General features: G+C 66.7%; 10 protein-coding genes. 8 read left to right on the forward strand and 2 right to left on the reverse strand.

The annotated features are described in order from the left end of the window. Window positions 1–60 precede the first annotated feature (60 nt). Both clpX and AC6EUH_RS14840 read left to right on the forward strand, forming a co-directional pair. Window positions 61–1,341: an ATP-dependent Clp protease ATP-binding subunit ClpX gene (gene clpX / locus AC6EUH_RS14835; RefSeq protein ID WP_499739131.1), complete on the forward strand. Its 1,281-nt coding sequence runs from the start codon at window positions 61–63 to the stop codon at window positions 1,339–1,341. Window positions 1,342–1,446: 105 nt separating this feature from the next. Continuing rightward, window positions 1,447–2,079: a mycothiol-dependent nitroreductase Rv2466c family protein gene (locus AC6EUH_RS14840; protein WP_499739132.1), complete on the forward strand. Its 633-nt coding sequence runs from the start codon at window positions 1,447–1,449 to the stop codon at window positions 2,077–2,079. 357 nt (window positions 2,080–2,436) lie between these two features. Here the strand turns inward: AC6EUH_RS14840 and valS are convergent, their stop codons facing one another. Continuing rightward, complete coding sequence (gene valS, locus AC6EUH_RS14845; RefSeq protein ID WP_499739133.1) at window positions 2,437–5,046, reverse strand: valine--tRNA ligase; 2,610 nt, start codon at window positions 5,044–5,046, stop codon at window positions 2,437–2,439. A gap of 69 nt (window positions 5,047–5,115) precedes the next feature. Between valS and AC6EUH_RS14850 the strand changes: the two genes are divergently transcribed. The 5 genes from AC6EUH_RS14850 to ndk all read left to right on the forward strand — a co-directional run bounded on the left by AC6EUH_RS14850 (window position 5,116) and on the right by ndk (window position 11,851). Next, window positions 5,116–5,877, forward strand: coding sequence for an SDR family oxidoreductase (locus AC6EUH_RS14850; protein WP_499739134.1), 762 nt, complete (start codon window positions 5,116–5,118; stop codon window positions 5,875–5,877). 336 nt (window positions 5,878–6,213) lie between these two features. Continuing rightward, window positions 6,214–9,582 carry an isoleucine--tRNA ligase gene (gene ileS, locus AC6EUH_RS14855; RefSeq protein WP_499739135.1) on the forward strand — a complete coding sequence of 1,123 codons (3,369 nt, stop codon included), beginning with the start codon at window positions 6,214–6,216 and terminating at the stop codon, window positions 9,580–9,582. 3 nt (window positions 9,583–9,585) lie between these two features. Then, on the forward strand, window positions 9,586–10,944 hold the full coding sequence (locus tag AC6EUH_RS14860) for a bifunctional folylpolyglutamate synthase/dihydrofolate synthase (protein ID WP_056429820.1): 1,359 nt from the start codon (window positions 9,586–9,588) through the stop codon (window positions 10,942–10,944). A 3-nt stretch (window positions 10,945–10,947) separates the two neighbouring features. Beyond that, a complete protein-coding gene (locus AC6EUH_RS14865; protein WP_499739136.1) occupies window positions 10,948–11,391 on the forward strand; it encodes a DUF4233 domain-containing protein in 444 nt (147 codons plus the stop codon). A 40-nt stretch (window positions 11,392–11,431) separates the two neighbouring features. Further along, complete coding sequence (ndk, locus tag AC6EUH_RS14870; RefSeq protein WP_056429812.1) at window positions 11,432–11,851, forward strand: nucleoside-diphosphate kinase; 420 nt, start codon at window positions 11,432–11,434, stop codon at window positions 11,849–11,851. A 108-nt stretch (window positions 11,852–11,959) separates the two neighbouring features. Here the strand turns inward: ndk and AC6EUH_RS14875 are convergent, their stop codons facing one another. After that, a complete protein-coding gene (locus tag AC6EUH_RS14875) occupies window positions 11,960–12,631 on the reverse strand; it encodes a vitamin K epoxide reductase family protein (RefSeq protein ID WP_499739137.1) in 672 nt (223 codons plus the stop codon). 469 nt (window positions 12,632–13,100) lie between these two features. On the opposite strand from AC6EUH_RS14875, the gene AC6EUH_RS14880 reads away from it, so the two are divergent. After that, window positions 13,101–16,328, forward strand: coding sequence for an Rne/Rng family ribonuclease (locus tag AC6EUH_RS14880; protein WP_499739138.1), 3,228 nt, complete (start codon window positions 13,101–13,103; stop codon window positions 16,326–16,328). Window positions 16,329–16,354 lie beyond the last annotated feature (26 nt).

Genomic DNA, 16,354 nt, shown 5'->3' on the forward strand with positions numbered 1-16,354 from the left:
TAAAGTGACCTAGAGTGGAACATGTCACAGGCCGCAGCAAGATACTAAAGGGGTTCACATATGGCTCGGATTGGCGAGAGCACGGATCTGCTGAAGTGTTCTTTCTGCGGAAAGAGCCAGAAGCAGGTTCGGAAGCTCATTGCCGGGCCCGGCGTCTACATCTGCGACGAGTGCATTGAACTCTGCAACGAGATCATTGAAGAAGAACTCGCGGAAGTCGCTGACCTGGGCAGTTTCGAACTGCCCAAGCCCCGCGAGATTTTTGACTTCCTGCAGGAGTACGTCATCGGCCAGGAGCCGGCCAAACGCTCGCTCGCCGTCGCCGTGTACAACCACTACAAGCGCATCCAGGCCGGCCACGCCCCCAAGAGCGGCAGCCTGGCCGAGGGCGTGCACCACGACGACGTCGAGATCGCCAAGTCCAACATCCTGCTGATTGGCCCCACCGGCTGCGGCAAGACGTACCTCGCGCAGACCTTGGCCCGCCGCCTCAACGTCCCCTTCGCCGTCGCCGACGCCACCGCACTGACCGAAGCCGGCTACGTCGGCGAGGACGTCGAGAACATCCTGCTCAAGCTCATCCAGGCCGCCGACTACGACGTCAAAAAGGCCGAACAGGGCATCATCTACATCGATGAGATCGACAAGATCTCGCGCAAGAGCGAGAACCCCTCCATTACCCGGGATGTCTCGGGCGAGGGAGTCCAGCAGGCCCTGCTCAAGATCCTGGAAGGCACCGTCGCCTCGGTGCCGCCGCAGGGCGGCCGCAAGCACCCGCATCAGGAATTCATCCAGATCGACACCACCAACGTGCTCTTCATCGTGGCCGGCGCCTTCGCCGGACTCGAAGAGATCATCGGTTCGCGGTCCGGGCGCAAGGGCATCGGGTTCGGCGCCCCGCTCAACGAGGTCAAAAACAACGCGGACTCCTACGGCGAGGTTATGCCCGAGGACCTGCTGAAGTTCGGGCTCATCCCCGAATTCATCGGCCGCCTCCCGGTCATCACCACCGTCTCCAACCTGGACCGGTTCGCGCTCATCCAGATCCTCTCCACGCCCAAGAACGCCCTCGTGAAGCAGTACCAGAAGATGTTCCAGCTCGACGGCGTCGAGCTGGTGTTCGAGGACGAGGCGCTGAACACCATCGCCGACCAGGCACTCGAACGCGGCACGGGCGCCCGCGGTCTCCGCGCCATCATGGAGGAAGTCCTCCTCCCCGTGATGTTCGACCTGCCCAGCCGGGACGATATCGCAACCGTGGTCATCACCGAAGACGTCGTCGCGAACAAGGCGGCGCCCACGATGATCCCCCACGACGTCAAGCGCCGCAAATCCGCCTGAACCGGAATAAATAGGCCGCACGGGCCGCTGACACCTTTGGCGTGCCCGGTCATTGAGCCAGCGGCGCACCTGTTCCCCCCGCAGACTTCCCCTAGGAGAGCACCTGTGCCTGAAACCCTGAACACTCCAGCAACAACCAACAAAGCCGACTTCTGGTTTGATCCGATGTGCCCCTTTGCCTGGGTGACCTCGCGGTGGATCAACGAGGTGGAGGAAGTCCGCGACATCAGCACTGAATGGCACGTCATGAGCCTCTCGGTGCTGAATGAGGGCCGCGAGGAGCTCCCCGAGCAGTACCGGGAGTTCATGAAGAAGGCGTGGGCTCCCGTTCGCGTCATCACTGCCGCCGCTGAACAGCATGGTGCGCAGTACATCAAGCCGCTCTATGACTCCATGGGCACCAAGATCCACAACGAAGGCAACAAGGACATCGACGAGGTCATCGCCAAATCGCTCGCCGAGGCAGGACTGCCGGCCGAGCTTGCGGCGGCCGGCCAGAGCGACGAATTCGATGCGCAGCTCCGCACCAGCCACGAGGCAGGCATCTCCCTGGTCGGGCAGGACGTGGGCACCCCGGTCGTCGCCTTCAACGGAACGGCCTTCTTTGGCCCGGTCCTGACCCGCATCCCGCGGGGCGAGGAAGCCGGACAGATCTGGGACGCCACCGTGACCCTGGCGTCGTTCCCGTACTTCTTCGAAATCAAGCGCAGCCGTACCGAAAGCCCGGTCTTCAACTAGGCCCGTAGACACCGCGCCGGGCACCTGCCCGGCCTGCAAAGAGCCCCGGTAGAATTACTCTGATGTAGTTCTTCCGGGGCTCTTGTGCATCCCAAACCCGGGGATCACAATAGAACTTACCCACTTCGAAAGAAGCGGGACGCAGAAACCAAAGATTCAGTGACACTCATCCGACGCAGCCTTCGGCAAAGTCAGATGATGGCTACCAGTGACGAGGTAGGAAGACCTGGAAATCCGAGGATTCTGCCAGATTGTCTAAGACGTCACGTGACAATCGAAAAGTCGAAGCCCCACCAACGGCAAAACGCTGATGGGGCTTCCCCTTTGCCCGGAAACGGGCGGGCAGGATTGTCCCGGCTACGCCTCCGCGGGCGGCGCCAGGACGACGTCGCTCACGGCCAGTTCGCCCTCGCCGCCCACCAGGGCGAGCTCGCGCGCGTTGGCTGCAGCCTTGAGGTCGGCCAGGCCGGCCTTCAGCTGCGTAATGAGGGACTCCGAGGCCGTGATGGTCGCGGACAGTACCTCGGTGCGCTGCTTGACCTTGGCCTCGGACTTGGCCTTGCGGATACCGCTGAGCGCGGTCCCCACGGTGGCCAGCAGGGTAGTGTCGCCGTCGATCTCGATCGCGGACGGCCAGGCCGCGCGGTGCACTGAACCGGTGCGCCACCAGCTCCAGACCTCCTCCGTGGCGAAGGGCAGGAACGGGGCGAACAGTCGCAGCAGCGTGTCCAGGCTTGTTGCCAGCGCCGCGAGGACGGACGCCTGCTCGGCCTCGCCCGCCGCACCGTAGGCGCGGTCCTTGATGAGCTCCACGTAGTCATCGGTGAAGTGCCAGAAGAAGCTCTCCGTGATCTGCAGGGCCCGGGCGTAATCGTAGTTCTCGAACGCCTTCGTGGCCTGCTGGACCACATCGGCCAGCTGGGACAGCACGGCCCGGTCCAGGGGGTTGCCGAGCACGGACAGGTCCGAGGACACCACAGAGTCCTCGGTGGCGCCCAGGTTCAGCACGAACTTGGAGGCGTTGAGCAGCTTGATGGCCAGCCGCCGGCCGATCTTCATCTGGGCGATCTCATAGGCCGTGTCCGCGCCGAGCTTGGCCGAGGCCGCCCAGTAGCGGACGGCGTCCGAGCCGTATTCCTCGAGCACGTCGGTCGGGACGATCACATTGCCCTTGGACTTGGACATCTTCTTGCGGTCCGGGTCCAGGATCCAGCCGGAGATGGCCGCGTGCTTCCACGGCGCGGAGCCCTGCAAGGCGTCAGCTCGCACGGCGGAGGAGAACAGCCAGGTCCGGATGATGTCGTGGCCCTGCGGGCGCACGTCGAAGGGGTAGACCTTGGCGAAGAGCGCCTCGTCGGTGCTCCAGCCGCCCACGATCTGCGGGGTCAGCGAGGAAGTTGCCCAGGTGTCCAGCACATCGGCGTCGCCGGTGAAGCCGCCCGGCACATCGCGCTGGGCTTCCTCATAGCCGGGGGCGGCGTCGGCGGCCGGGTCCACCGGCAGCTGCGCGTCGGACGGGACGATCGGAGCGGCGAAGTCCGGGTTGCCGTCGGCGTCCAGGGGGTACCAGACGGGCACCGGCACGCCGAAGAAGCGCTGGCGCGAAACGAGCCAGTCGCCGTTCAGCCCGGAGATCCAGTTCTCGTAGCGTGAGCGCATGAATGCCGGGTGGAAATCGATCTCGTGGCCGCGGGCAATGAGCCGTTCGCGGCGTTCCGCGTCCCGGCCGCCGTTGCGGATGTACCACTGGCGCGAGGTCACCACCTCGAGGGGCTTATCGCCCTTTTCGAAGAAGTTGACCGGGTGCATGATTTTCTTCGGCTCGCCGTCGAGGAGCTCCGCGGCGGTAAGGAGCTCCACGACCGTTTCCTTGGCGCTGAAGACCGTCTTGCCGGCGATGGCAGCGAAGGCCTCGCGGCCTTCGGCGGTGGTGACCCACTCCGGGGTGTCGCCGATGATGCGGCCGTCGCGGCCCACAATCGCGCGGGTGGGGAGCTGCAGTTCCCGCCACCAGGTGACGTCGGTGAGGTCACCGAAGGTGCAGACCATGGCGATGCCGGAGCCCTTGTCCGCCTTCGCGAGCGGGTGGGCCTTGACCTCCACCTCGACGCCGAACAGGGGGGAGGTGACCTTCTTGCCGAACAGCGGCTGGTACCGTTCGTCGTCGGGATTCGCCACGAGCGCGGCGCAGGCGGCCAGCAGCTCGGGGCGGGTGGTCTCGATGTAGATTTTGTCGCCGTCTTCGGTGAAGAACGGGTAGCGGTAGTAGGCGCCCGCGACTTCCCGGTCCTCGAGCTCGGCCTGGGCCACTGCGGTGCGGAAGGTGACATCCCACAGCGTGGGAGCCTCGGCCATGTACGCGTCGCCGGCGGCGAGGTTGGCCAGGAAGGCGCGCTGGGAGATGGCGCGGGACTTGTCATCGATGGTGCGGTAGGTCAGGTCCCAGTCCACGGACAGGCCGAGGGTCTGGAAGAGGTTCTCGAAGACCTTTTCGTCTTCGACGGCGAGTTCCTCGCACAGTTCGATGAAGTTCCGGCGCGAGACGACGTCGAAATCGCGCTGGTTCTTGGCGGGCTCCGCCGGGGGCCGGTAGCCGGCGTCGTACGCGGTGGTGGGGTCGCAGCGCACACCGTAGTAGTTCTGCACACGGCGCTCGGTGGGCAGGCCGTTGTCGTCCCAGCCCATCGGGTAGAACACGTTCTTGCCGGTCATACGCTGGTAGCGGGCCAGGACGTCCGTCTGCGTGTAGGAGAACATGTGCCCCACGTGCAGCGAACCCGACGCCGTGGGCGGGGGAGTGTCGATCGAGTAGACCTGCGCCCGGGTGGTGTCCGGGTTGAACTTGTAGGTCCCTTCGTCAAGCCAGCGCCGGGTGAGGGCGTCTTCCAGCCCCTCCAGGGCGGGCTTGTCCGGAACGTTGATGGGGGCGGTGGTGGGCGTGTCTGTACCCTGCGTGTCTTCAGCCATGGAGCAATTCTTTCACGGTCCGCCCCGGGCAGGCGCAGTGGCCCGCCGCAGAGCCGTTAGTGTGGTGCCATGACTGAGGGAATCCAGAACAAAGCAGCAGTTGTCACCGGCGCCAGCACCGGAATCGGCGAGGCCACCGTGCGTGCGCTCCGGACCGAGGGCTGGACCGTGTACGCGGTCGCCCGCCGCGCGGACCGGCTGGAGGCGCTCGCCGCGGAAACCGGCGCCGTCGCGCTGCCGGCCGACGTGACGGACGACGCCGACGTCGCCCGGCTGGTCGACGAGGTAACGCGGGCCGGCGGCATCGACACACTCATCAACGTCGCCGGCGGCGCCCGCGGCGCGGACAAGGTGGCCGAGGCCAAGACCGAGGACTGGGAATGGATGTTCGAGGTCAACGTTCTGGGCACCATGAAACTCACCCGGGCGTTCCTGCCCATGCTGCGCGCCTGCGGTGAAGGCACCGTCCTGAACCTGACCTCGACGGCGGGACTGTCCGCCTACGAGGGCGGCGGCGGCTACAACGCGGCGAAGTTCGCCCAGCACGCGCTCACCGGGGCGCTGCGCCTGGAAGAGGCCGAGCACAACCTCCGCGTGATCGAGGTGGCCCCCGGCCTGGTCCAGACGGAGGAGTTCGCGCTGAACCGCCTCGGCGGCAACTCCGACGCCGCCGCGAAAGTGTACGCCGGCGTCGAGAAGCCCCTGACCGCCGCGGACGTCGCCGACGTCGTCCGGTACGCCGTCACGGCACCGCACCACGTCAACCTCGACCAGATCGTGATCCGCCCGGTGGCGCAGGCCGCCAACTACAAGCTGATCCGCAAGGGCTGACGGGACCGGCGGCGGCACGGGGACGCGGTGCAGGCACTGCGTCCCCGTGACAGTTGTTAGACTTCTCGTAACAGCTTTGACCCGGCCATCACCGGTGAGCTTCCGGAAGAACGCCCCGGCGTAACGTCAGCACGTGCCAGGGCCAGTAGAACCGGACGGGTAAGCCCGTCACAGCAGTAATGAGCGGCCGACGCCGGTGCTTCCCCACGGGGAGAGGAACCGGCGACGGTAAGTGAGGTGGTACCGCGGTGCCGGTGGTGTCTGAAGACAACGCAGGAGCCGTCCTCGCATCCTGAATGAATCCATTTGTTCACTAGCTCAACCCAGGATGTCGAGATGACTTATTACCCGAAGGCCTCCGCCGCACCGTCCGGCGCCGGCGCCCGCACCTCTGATTCCAACGCAGCAGGCGTATCCGCCTCCGTGAAGTTCCCGGAAATCGAAGAACGCATCCTCAAGTACTGGGAAGCGGACGGCACCTTCCAGGCCAGCATCGACCAGCGCGATGCTGGCAAAGATGGGTCCAACGAATTCGTCTTCTACGACGGCCCGCCCTTCGCCAACGGCCTGCCGCACTACGGCCACCTGCTGACCGGCTACGCCAAAGACCTTGTGGGCCGCTACCAGACCCAGCGCGGCCGCCGGGTGGAGCGCCGCTTCGGCTGGGACACCCACGGGCTGCCCGCCGAGCTGGAGGCCATGAAGCAGCTGGGTATGACGGACAAGACCCAGATCGAGGCCATGGGCATCGACAAATTCAACGACGCCTGCCGCGCGTCGGTGATGAAGTACGCCGATGAATGGAAGAGCTACGTCACCCGCCAGGCGCGCTGGGTCGACTTCGAGAACGACTACAAGACGCTCAACGTCGAGTACATGGAGTCCGTGCTGTGGGCCTTCAAGCAGCTGCACGAAAGGGGCCTGACCTACAACGGCTACCGCGTGCTGCCGTACTGCTGGAAGGACGAGACGCCGCTGTCCAACCATGAACTCCGTATGGACGACGACGTCTACAAGAACCGCCAGGACCAGACCGTCACGGTGACGTTCCCGATCACGGCAGGGGAGTCGGAGCTGTCCAGGCAGCTCGCCGGCGTGCAGGCGCTCGCCTGGACCACGACGCCCTGGACGCTGCCCACCAACCTGGCGCTCGCCGTCGGGCCCGCCATCACCTACGTCGTCCTGCCGGCCGGCCCGCACGGGATCAAGGCCGCCTCGGCCGAGGCCCCGGTCACGGGCAGCTTCCTGCTCGCCGCCGAGCTGCTGGGCGCCTACGCCAAGGACCTTGGCTATGGCGACGGTGCCGAGGGCGTTGCCGCCGCCGAGGCCGCCGTCACGTCCAGCCACACCGGCGCCGAACTCGACGGCCTGGGCTACGAGCCGCTGTGGGACTACTTCAGCGACGCCGAGAAGTTCGGCACGGAGAACGCCTGGCGTTTCCTCGTGGCCGACTACGTCACCACCACCGACGGCACCGGCATCGTCCACCAGGCGCCCGCCTACGGTGAAGACGACCAGAAGGTCTGTGAAGAGGCAGGCATCCCGGTGGTCCTCTCCGTGGACGAAGGCGCGAAGTTCCTGCCGCTGTTCGGCCACGGCGACCTCGCCGAGATCGCCGGACTCCAGGTCTTCGACGCGAACAAGCCCATCACCCAGGTGCTCCGCGCCCAGGGCCGCCTGGTCCGCCAGGCCAGCTACGAGCACAGCTACCCGCACTGCTGGCGCTGCCGCAACCCGCTCATCTACCGTGCCGTGTCCTCCTGGTACGTCGAGGTCACCAAGTTCAAGGACCGCATGTCCGAACTCAACCAGGACATCAACTGGATCCCCGGCAACGTCAAGGACGGCCAGTTCGGCAAGTGGCTCGCCAACGCCCGCGACTGGTCCATCAGCCGCAACCGCTACTGGGGCAGCCCCATCCCGGTGTGGCAGTCCAGCGACCCTGACTACCCGCGCACGGACGTCTACGGCTCGCTCGCCGAGATCGAGGCCGACTTCGGCCGGCTGCCGCTGAACAAGGCCGGCCAGGTAGACCTGCACCGGCCGTTCATCGACGAGCTCACCCGCCCGAACCCGGACGACCCCCGCACCCCGGAGGAGGGCCAGTCCGTGATGCGCCGCGTCGAGGACGTCCTGGACGTCTGGTTCGACTCCGGCTCCATGCCCTACGGCCAGGTCCACTACCCGTTCCAGAACGAGGAATGGTTCGACACCCACAACCCGGCGGACTTCATCGTCGAGTACATCGGCCAGACCCGCGGCTGGTTCTACATGCTGCACATCCTCTCCACCGCGCTGTTCGACCGGCCGGCCTTCCGCAATGTCATCAGCCACGGAATCGTGCTGGGCTCGGACGGGCAGAAGATGTCCAAGAGCCTGCGCAACTACCCGGATGTCTCCGAGGTCCTGGACCGCGACGGTTCCGACGCGATGCGCTGGTTCCTGATGTCCAGCCCGATCCTGCGCGGCGGCAACCTTGTGGTCACCGAGCAGGGCATCCGCGACGGCGTCCGTCAGGTCATCCTGCCGCTGTGGAACGTGTACAGCTTCTTCACGCTCTACACGAACGCGGCTGACGGAGCGCGGGGGTACGACGCAAAGCTCCGCTACGACGGCTACGCCGACACCCTGGACCAGTACCTGATGGCCAACACCGGGGACCTCGTCCGGAACATGACCGCGCAGCTGGACGCCTACGACATCTCCGGGGCCTGCGACGAACTGCGCAGCTACCTGGACATGCTCACCAACTGGTACGTCCGCCGCAGCCGCCAGCGGTTCTTCGACGAGAACGTCGACGCCTTCGACGCGCTCTACACCGCCCTGGAAACGGTCTGCCGGGTCTCCGCGTCCCTGCTGCCGCTCATCTCGGAAGAGATCTGGCGCGGCCTCACCGGCGGGCGCTCCGTGCACCTGGCCGACTGGCCGGACGCGGACCTGTTCCCCGCCAACCCGGAACTTGTTGAGGCCATGGACCGGATCCAGCAGATCTGCTCCACCGGCTCCTCGCTGCGCAAAGCCGCAAACCTGCGCGTGCGCCTGCCGCTGCAGGAACTCACCGTCGTGGCGCCCGGCGCGGACGCGCTGGACGGCTTCGCCGCCGTCGTCCGCGACGAACTGAACCTGCGCTCCGTCCGCCTGCTCGACGCCGGCAACGCCTCCCCGGAGGAGTTCGGCATCGAACAGAAGCTTGTGGTGAACGCGCGGGCCGCGGGTCCGCGTCTCGGCAAGAACGTCCAGCAGGCCATCAAGGGCTCCAAGTCCGGCGACTGGTCCGTCAGCGAAGCCGGTGTGGTGACCGCGGGCGGCCTCGAGCTCGAACCGCAGGAGTACACCTTGGAAACCGTCGTGGCAGAAACCGCGGAAGGCGAGGGAGCTGGTCCTGCCACAAGGGCGGCCGCCGTGCTGCCCGGCGGCGGCTTCGTGGTCCTCAACACCGAGGTCACCCCGGAACTGGAAGCCGAAGGTGCCGCCCGCGACATGGTCCGCGCCATCCAGCAGGCCCGCAAGGACGCCGGGCTCAACGTCAGCGACCGGATCCACACCACCGTCACCGCCCGGCAGGACGTTTTGGATGCCCTGCTGGCCAACGCCGGGCTCGTCCAGACCGAAACCCTGACGGTCCGGCTGGACACGGTGGCGGCCGACGTCAAGGAACCCCAGGTCAGCGTCGTCAAGACCGCTGCAGAAAAAGTAGAGGCCTAATCCATGACCGATGAATTCTCCGTAGAAAGCGTCTACGCCGAGCTGCTGGGCCGGGCGCCGGAAAACAAGATGGAGCCCCGGCTGGCCCCGCTGCACCGGGCCATGGACATCCTGGGGGAGCCGAACAAGGCGTTCCCGATCATCCACGTCACCGGCACCAACGGCAAAACCTCCACCGCACGGATGATCGAGGCCGGCCTGCGGGCCCACGGGCTGAGCACGGGCCGGTACACCAGCCCGCACCTGTCCAAAGTCACCGAACGGATCAGCATCGACGGCGAACCGGTACCGGACGAGACTTTCGTCCGGATCTGGGACGAAATCCGCCCGTACCTGGCGATCGTGGACAGCGAACTCGAGGCCCAGGGCCAGCCCCGCTTGACCTACTTCGAGTGCCTCACCATCCTGGGCTTCGCGGTCTTCGCGGACCAGCCGGTCAACGTCGCCGTCATCGAAGTGGGCCTGGGCGGCATCACCGACGCGACCAACGTCGGCGACGGCCAGGTCTTTGTGGTCACGCCGATCTCGCTGGACCACACGGACCTCCTCGGTGACACCACCGAGGACATCGCGCACGAAAAGGCCGGCATCATCAAGCCCGGCGGCTTCCTGGTCAGTGCCGCGCAGCCCCGCGACGCGGCTCAGGTACTGCTGGAAAAGGCCAAGGAAACGAACGTCCCGTTCCGCTTCGAAGGCGTCGAGTTCGGCGTCGAATCCCGCACCGTCGCCGTCGGCGGGCAGATGGTCACCATCCAGGGCATCGCCGGCCGCTACGAGGACCTCCTGGTGCCGCTGCACGGCGCCCACCAGGCCGAGAACGCCGCCGTGGCGATCGCCGCGCTGGAGGCCTTCTTCGGCGCCGAAAAAGCGCTCGACGCCGAGGTGGTCCAGGAGGCCTTCGCCTCCGTCACCTCGCCCGGCCGGCTCGAGGTGGTGCGCACGGCGCCGACCATCATCGTGGACGCCGCGCACAACCCTGAAGGCATCCGGGTGTCCGCCGAGGCCATCCACGAGGCGTTCAGCTTCACCAAACTCGTGGTGGTGGTCGGTGTCCTGCGGGAAAAGGACGCCGAGGAGATCCTCCGCCAGCTCAAGGAATCCCTGGGCGACCTGGCCGCCGAGTACTGCTTCACCCAGTCCAACTCGCCGCGCGCCGTGCCGGCCGAAGACCTCGCGGAACTCGCCGTCGAGCTGGGCTTCGGCGAGGACAACATCCACGTGGCCGAGAAGCTCGACGACGCCCTCGAATGGGCGGTGGAACGCGCCGAATCCAACGACGACCTCGCCGGCGGCGTCCTCGTCACAGGCTCCATCACGCTCGTCGCGGACGCCCGGATCCTGCTCGGAAAGGCGGATGCGTAAGTCATGGCGAAACTCACCAAGGCCCAGCGCGAATGGCGACCGGGCATGCCCAAGAAGCGCCGCTCCACCAAGGTCATGTTCGCCTCGACGGTGCTGCTGCTGGAGGCCTTTGTGGTGCTCTTTGGCACCCTCACCGTCTTCGGGCTGCGGCGGGACGAGTTCCCGCCGGTCCTGATCTTCTCGGTCGGGATCGGACTGGCGCTCGTCTACGTCTTCACGTGTGCGGTGCTCTCCAAACCGTGGGGCGTGGCTTTGGGCTGGATCCTGCAGATCGTGTTGATCCTGACCGGCCTCCTGGAACCGGCGATGTTCCTGGTGGGCGGCCTCTTCGCCGTGGCCTGGTGGTACGGGATCCGCACCGGCATCCGGATCGACCGGGAGGCCGCGCAGCGGGAACGCGAGCAGGCCGCCTGGGACGCCGCGCACCCCGAAGACCAGAGCAACTAGACTTATTTCCGAATCCCACCCCAAACACATTGGAGCAGCTGTGAGCATTGAGCGCACCCTCGTCCTGATCAAGCCCGACGGCGTCACCCGCAACCTGACCGGCAGCATCATCGCCCGCATCGAAGCCAAGGGCTACACCCTGGCCGAGCTCAAGAAGGTCGATGCGAGCCGCGAACTGCTGGAGCAGCACTACGAGGAGCACGTGGGCAAGCCGTTCTACGAGCCGCTGGTCGAGTTCATGCTCAGCGGCCCGGTTGTCGCCGCGATCTTCGAGGGCCACCGCGTCATCGAGGGCTTCCGCTCCCTCGCCGGCACCACGGACCCGACGACGGCGGCGCCCGGCACCATCCGCGGCGACTTCGGCCGCGACTGGGGCCTGAAGGTGCAGCAGAACCTGGTCCACGGCTCGGACTCCGTAGATTCCGCGGAACGCGAGATCAAGATCTGGTTTCAGAACTAAACGGTTCCCCGCCGTGTGAGAGTCACCGAGGTGACAGTTAAGGCCCATGTTCAACGTGAACATGGGCCTTAACTGTCACCTCGCGGCGGTTAACCGGGGTCCATCTCCTCAGTAGCCGGACGTCCCGATGAAAACCTGGATGAAGGCGAAGAAGATGGTGGCGATGACGGCGACATAGAGCAGCGCCGTGATGATCCAGCCGGAGTCACCCAGGACCCTCGTAGGGCCCGCGGGCAGCCGGATCACACCGTGGCTCACATTGCGGACCGTGACCCAGACGAACAGCGGAATCATCGCGGCCCAGACCACCATGCAGAACGGGCACAGGATGTGGATGGAGTACAGCGCCTGGGACCAAAGCCACACCACAAACGCGAAGCCCAGTGTCACCCCGGCCTGCAGTCCCAGCCAGTACCAGCGGGCGAACCTGGCACCCGCGAGCATCCCCATCGCAGTGGTGATGATGACAGCGAACGCCACGATGCCGATGAACATGTTGGGGAATCCGAACACCGAACTCTGCGGTGTCTGCATGACCTGGCCGCAGGAGATCCAGGGATTTACATCGCAGACCGTGACGTGGCCGGGATCCTTGAGGACCTCAAGCTTCTCCAGCACCAGAATTCCGGAGGCGAGCCAGCCGACGACGCCGGTGATAAGCAGGAGCCACGCGAAAGGCCGGTCGCGGGTCATCGGAGGCAACGGCCGTTCCGCAGCGGACGGGTTGGTGTCTTGCTGCTGCGCGGCTGCCTCGCCGGTGGCGCTGGAGATGCTGGGCATGAAAGTCCTTCGGGTCGGTGCAACTGGTCCGATTCTATCGCCGGTGACTGGACGAAGCCGGGGAAGGCCCCTGCCTTCCCCGGGGATTCGTTTCCACAGTGCGGTCCGGATGCCTTGGTTACGCCTGCTTTGACGGCTCCTGTGAGACAATGATCGTGGCTGGAACCCGATCCACATCCGGGTCCCGGTCCGGCGACTTTGTTCCCAAGACCGCCAATGATGAGCAGGGAGCTACGGATCCTCTGATCCAGGCTGTCCCGCAATGCCATTGGACGGCACCTGGTTGTGGCGTGTAGATCAACGGGTTTCAGAACAATTCCGCCGGCCCTCCAGGGCTGCCGCACCCCACTGCCGGTGCGAACCTGAGGGTATCCAATTGACTTCTGTCAATGCCTGCGGGTGCTGACAAATATTTGCCCCAACGGGTGCCGGATGTGGCGGCACGTCAGGGGCAGGAGCATCGCCATATATGGATAATGACCAGGTTGTCACGGGTAACGGAGATTCTCTCGTTGCCGAAGAAGCAGTAGAAACGGCAGAGGCTGCTGTAGCCACACCGCCGAAGCGGCCGGTCCGGACCCGCCGCAAGGCCCTGCCGAAGAAGGAAGCCGCAGCGGAGGCCGCGCCGGACGCTGCAGTCGCCGCGCCGGATGCAGCTGTCGCGGCAGAGGCTCCCGCTCCCGAGGCCAAGGCGCCTGCGCGCCGCACCCGGGCCCGCAAGGTCGCCGAGCCGGCCGAACCCCTGCCGGCCTTCGCTGAGGAAACCGCGGCCGAGGCGCCGGCCGTTGAGGCGCCGGCAGTAGCCGCCGCCGAAGCACCCGTTGAGAAGCCGGTCCGCCGCCGCGCGAGCCGCGCCAAGGCCGCCGCCCCTGTAGCGGAGACCACTGTCCCTGATGTCGCTGTCGCTGAGGCTCCGGCTGTCGAAGCCCCGGCAGCGGAAGCCGCCGCGCAGACGCCGGAAGCACCGGCCGAAACCAGTGTCTCTGTAGCAACAGAAGCCACAGAATCGCCTGCCGAAGCGCCCTCCGCCGCCGCCTCGCTGTTCCTGGAGCCGGGAGCGGTCACCTCGATGATCTTCCAGGCGCCGGACCTGAACGCCGTCGTGCGCCCGGCGCCGGCCGCCGCCGTCGCAGAGGTTGAGGAAGAAGAGACCGAGGAGGGCGACGGCGAGGACGCCGGAAGCCGCCGTCGCCGGCGCAGCCGCGGACGCCGCGGACGCAGCAGCCGTGGGTCCGACAGCGAGTCCGGTGCCGATTCCGATTCCGATTCGGCTGAAGGCGACAAAGCCGAAGCAGAAGAGGCAGAAGAAGGCTCCGAGGGGACGCTCGAAGACGGCGTGACCTCGCGTCGCCGTCGCCGTCGCCGCCGCGGCGAGCAGGACCTTGAACTGACCGGCGGGGAAGACAACGATCCGCCCAACACCGTGACCCGGGTCCGCGCGCCCCGTGCGGCCGCCGAGGCCCCGGTCAACAACCGCGTCACGTCCCTCAAGGGTTCCACCCGGCTGGAGGCGAAGAAGCAGCGCCGCCGCGAGTCCCGCGATACCGGCCGCCGCCGCACCGTCATCACCGAGGCCGAGTTCCTGGCCCGGCGCGAATCCGTGGACCGCCAGATGATCGTCCGCCAGCGCGACGACAGAATCCAGATCGGCGTCCTCGAGGACGGCGTCCTGGCCGAGCACTTCGTGTCGAAGACCCAGCAGGATTCCCTGATCGGGAACGTGTACCTGGGCAAGGTCCAGAACGTGCTGCCGTCGATGGAAGCCGCCTTCGTCGACATCGGCCGCGGCCGCAACGCCGTGCTCTACGCCGGTGAAGTCAACTGGGAATCCGTGAACCTCGAGGGCAAGCAGCGCCGGATTGAAAACGCGCTGAAGTCCGGCGACTCCGTACTGGTCCAGGTCACCAAGGATCCGGTGGGCCACAAGGGCGCCCGGCTCACCAGCCAGATCTCCCTGCCCGGCCGCTACCTCGTTTACGTTCCCGGCGGTTCCATGACCGGCATCTCCCGCAAGCTGCCCGACGTCGAACGCAACCGCCTCAAGCGGATCCTCAAGGACCGCCTGCCGGAAGATGCGGGCGTCATTGTCCGCACCGCCGCCGAGGGTGCGTCCGAGGAAGAACTCACGCATGACATCAACCGCCTCCGCGCCCAGTGGGAAGGGATCGAGGGTCAGTCGACCTCGACGAAGATCCTCGCGCCCGAGCTGCTCTACGGCGAACCCGATCTGACCATCAAGGTGGTCCGTGACGTCTTCAACGAGGACTTCTCCAAGCTGATCGTCTCCGGCGAGGAAGCCTGGGACACCATCGAGGCCTACGTCACCTACGTGGCCCCCGACCTCGTGGGCCGGCTGGAGAAGTGGACCAAGGACACGGACATCTTCGCGGCCTGGCGCATCGACGAGCAGATCCACAAGGCCCTGGACCGCAAGGTCTTCCTGCCCTCTGGCGGCTCCCTCGTGATCGACCGCACCGAAGCCATGACCGTGGTGGACGTCAACACCGGCAAGTTCACCGGCAGCGGCGGCAACCTTGAGGAAACCGTCACCAAGAACAACCTTGAAGCGGCCGAGGAAGTCGTCCGGCAGCTGCGCCTGCGCGACATCGGTGGCATTATCGTCATCGACTTCATCGACATGGTGCTCGAGTCCAACCGCGACCTGGTGCTGCGCCGCATGGTGGAGTGCCTCGGCCGGGACCGGACCAAACACCAGGTGGCTGAGGTGACCTCGCTGGGCCTCGTGCAGATGACGCGCAAGCGCATGGGCACCGGTCTGCTGGAAGTCTTCGGTGAACAGTGCGAAACCTGCGCTGGCCGCGGCATCGTTACCCATGACGAGCCGGTGGAACACCGCCGCGCCAACGTGGTGGCCGCCGAGCACCACATCCCGCGGACCGAGCAGCAGCCGGCCGCGCGGACCGAACGCAAGAGCCGCCGCCGCGGCCGGGGGGGCCAGGGCACGGACGTGCAGTCCGCCCCGGCAGTTGCACACGCCGAACCCACGGAAGCTGAGCGCCACGCCAAGGCCGAGGCAACCCGGGCCGCGTTGGCGAACATCGCAGCAGCGGCGCACGCCGCCCACCTGCACGACGACGAGGCGGGCACCGCTGCCGACGCCGGGGCCCGCGAGGCAGCCGTCGAAGCCGCTGTCGAGGCAGCTGTGGACCTGGCAGCATCCGAGGAAGCAGCCGGACGCCCCGCCGCCGTGCTGACGTTCGGCGGCGAGCAGGTCGCCCTGCCCTTCGTGGAGCACGCGGACGAGGCCAGTTCGCCTGCATTGACGCTGGACCTGCTGACCGAGGCCTTCGCCCACCTGGGTGAAACCGAGGAAGCGAAGGCACCGGCAACACGGGAACCGGCAACACGTGAACCCGCAGGCCGGGCCGCGCCCGCCGCTCCGGCGCGCACCGGCGGAACCGGACCGGGGCGCGCCGCCCAGGCGCCGGGTTCGCAGACTGAAGCGGAAGCCGGGGCAGGCACGTCCCGGGCCCGCCGCGGCCGCCGCAACCGGAGCGCCAGCCGCGCCCAGGGTGCAGCGAACGAGACCTCGGTGGAACAGCGCCAGGAATCCCCGCAGGCGGCAGCCGTTTCGGTGCACGAGGCGAAGGTCCCGGCAGCGACGACGCCGGCGGCCAAACCGGCCGCCAGTGAACCGATCATCCTCGGTGTCGGCGTTCCGGCCTCGGAGCTCTAGGAATCGGGCTCTAGCACCGGAACATT

Source organism: Arthrobacter sp. 001422645 (assembly GCF_059816125.1).

What these genes read in the sequence shown, in the direction of transcription:
- clpX (WP_499739131.1), top strand. Translation starts at nt 61, where the DNA reads ATGGCTCGGATTGGCGAGAGCACGGATCTGCTGAAGTGTTCTTTCTGC.
- valS (WP_499739133.1), bottom strand. Translation starts at nt 5,046, where the DNA reads ATGGCTGAAGACACGCAGGGTACAGACACGCCCACCACCGCCCCCATC.
- AC6EUH_RS14850 (WP_499739134.1), top strand. Translation starts at nt 5,116, where the DNA reads ATGACTGAGGGAATCCAGAACAAAGCAGCAGTTGTCACCGGCGCCAGC.
- ileS (WP_499739135.1), top strand. Translation starts at nt 6,214, where the DNA reads ATGACTTATTACCCGAAGGCCTCCGCCGCACCGTCCGGCGCCGGCGCC.
- AC6EUH_RS14860 (WP_056429820.1), top strand. Translation starts at nt 9,586, where the DNA reads ATGACCGATGAATTCTCCGTAGAAAGCGTCTACGCCGAGCTGCTGGGC.
- AC6EUH_RS14865 (WP_499739136.1), top strand. Translation starts at nt 10,948, where the DNA reads ATGGCGAAACTCACCAAGGCCCAGCGCGAATGGCGACCGGGCATGCCC.
- AC6EUH_RS14875 (WP_499739137.1), bottom strand. Translation starts at nt 12,631, where the DNA reads ATGCCCAGCATCTCCAGCGCCACCGGCGAGGCAGCCGCGCAGCAGCAA.
- AC6EUH_RS14880 (WP_499739138.1), top strand. Translation starts at nt 13,101, where the DNA reads ATGGATAATGACCAGGTTGTCACGGGTAACGGAGATTCTCTCGTTGCC.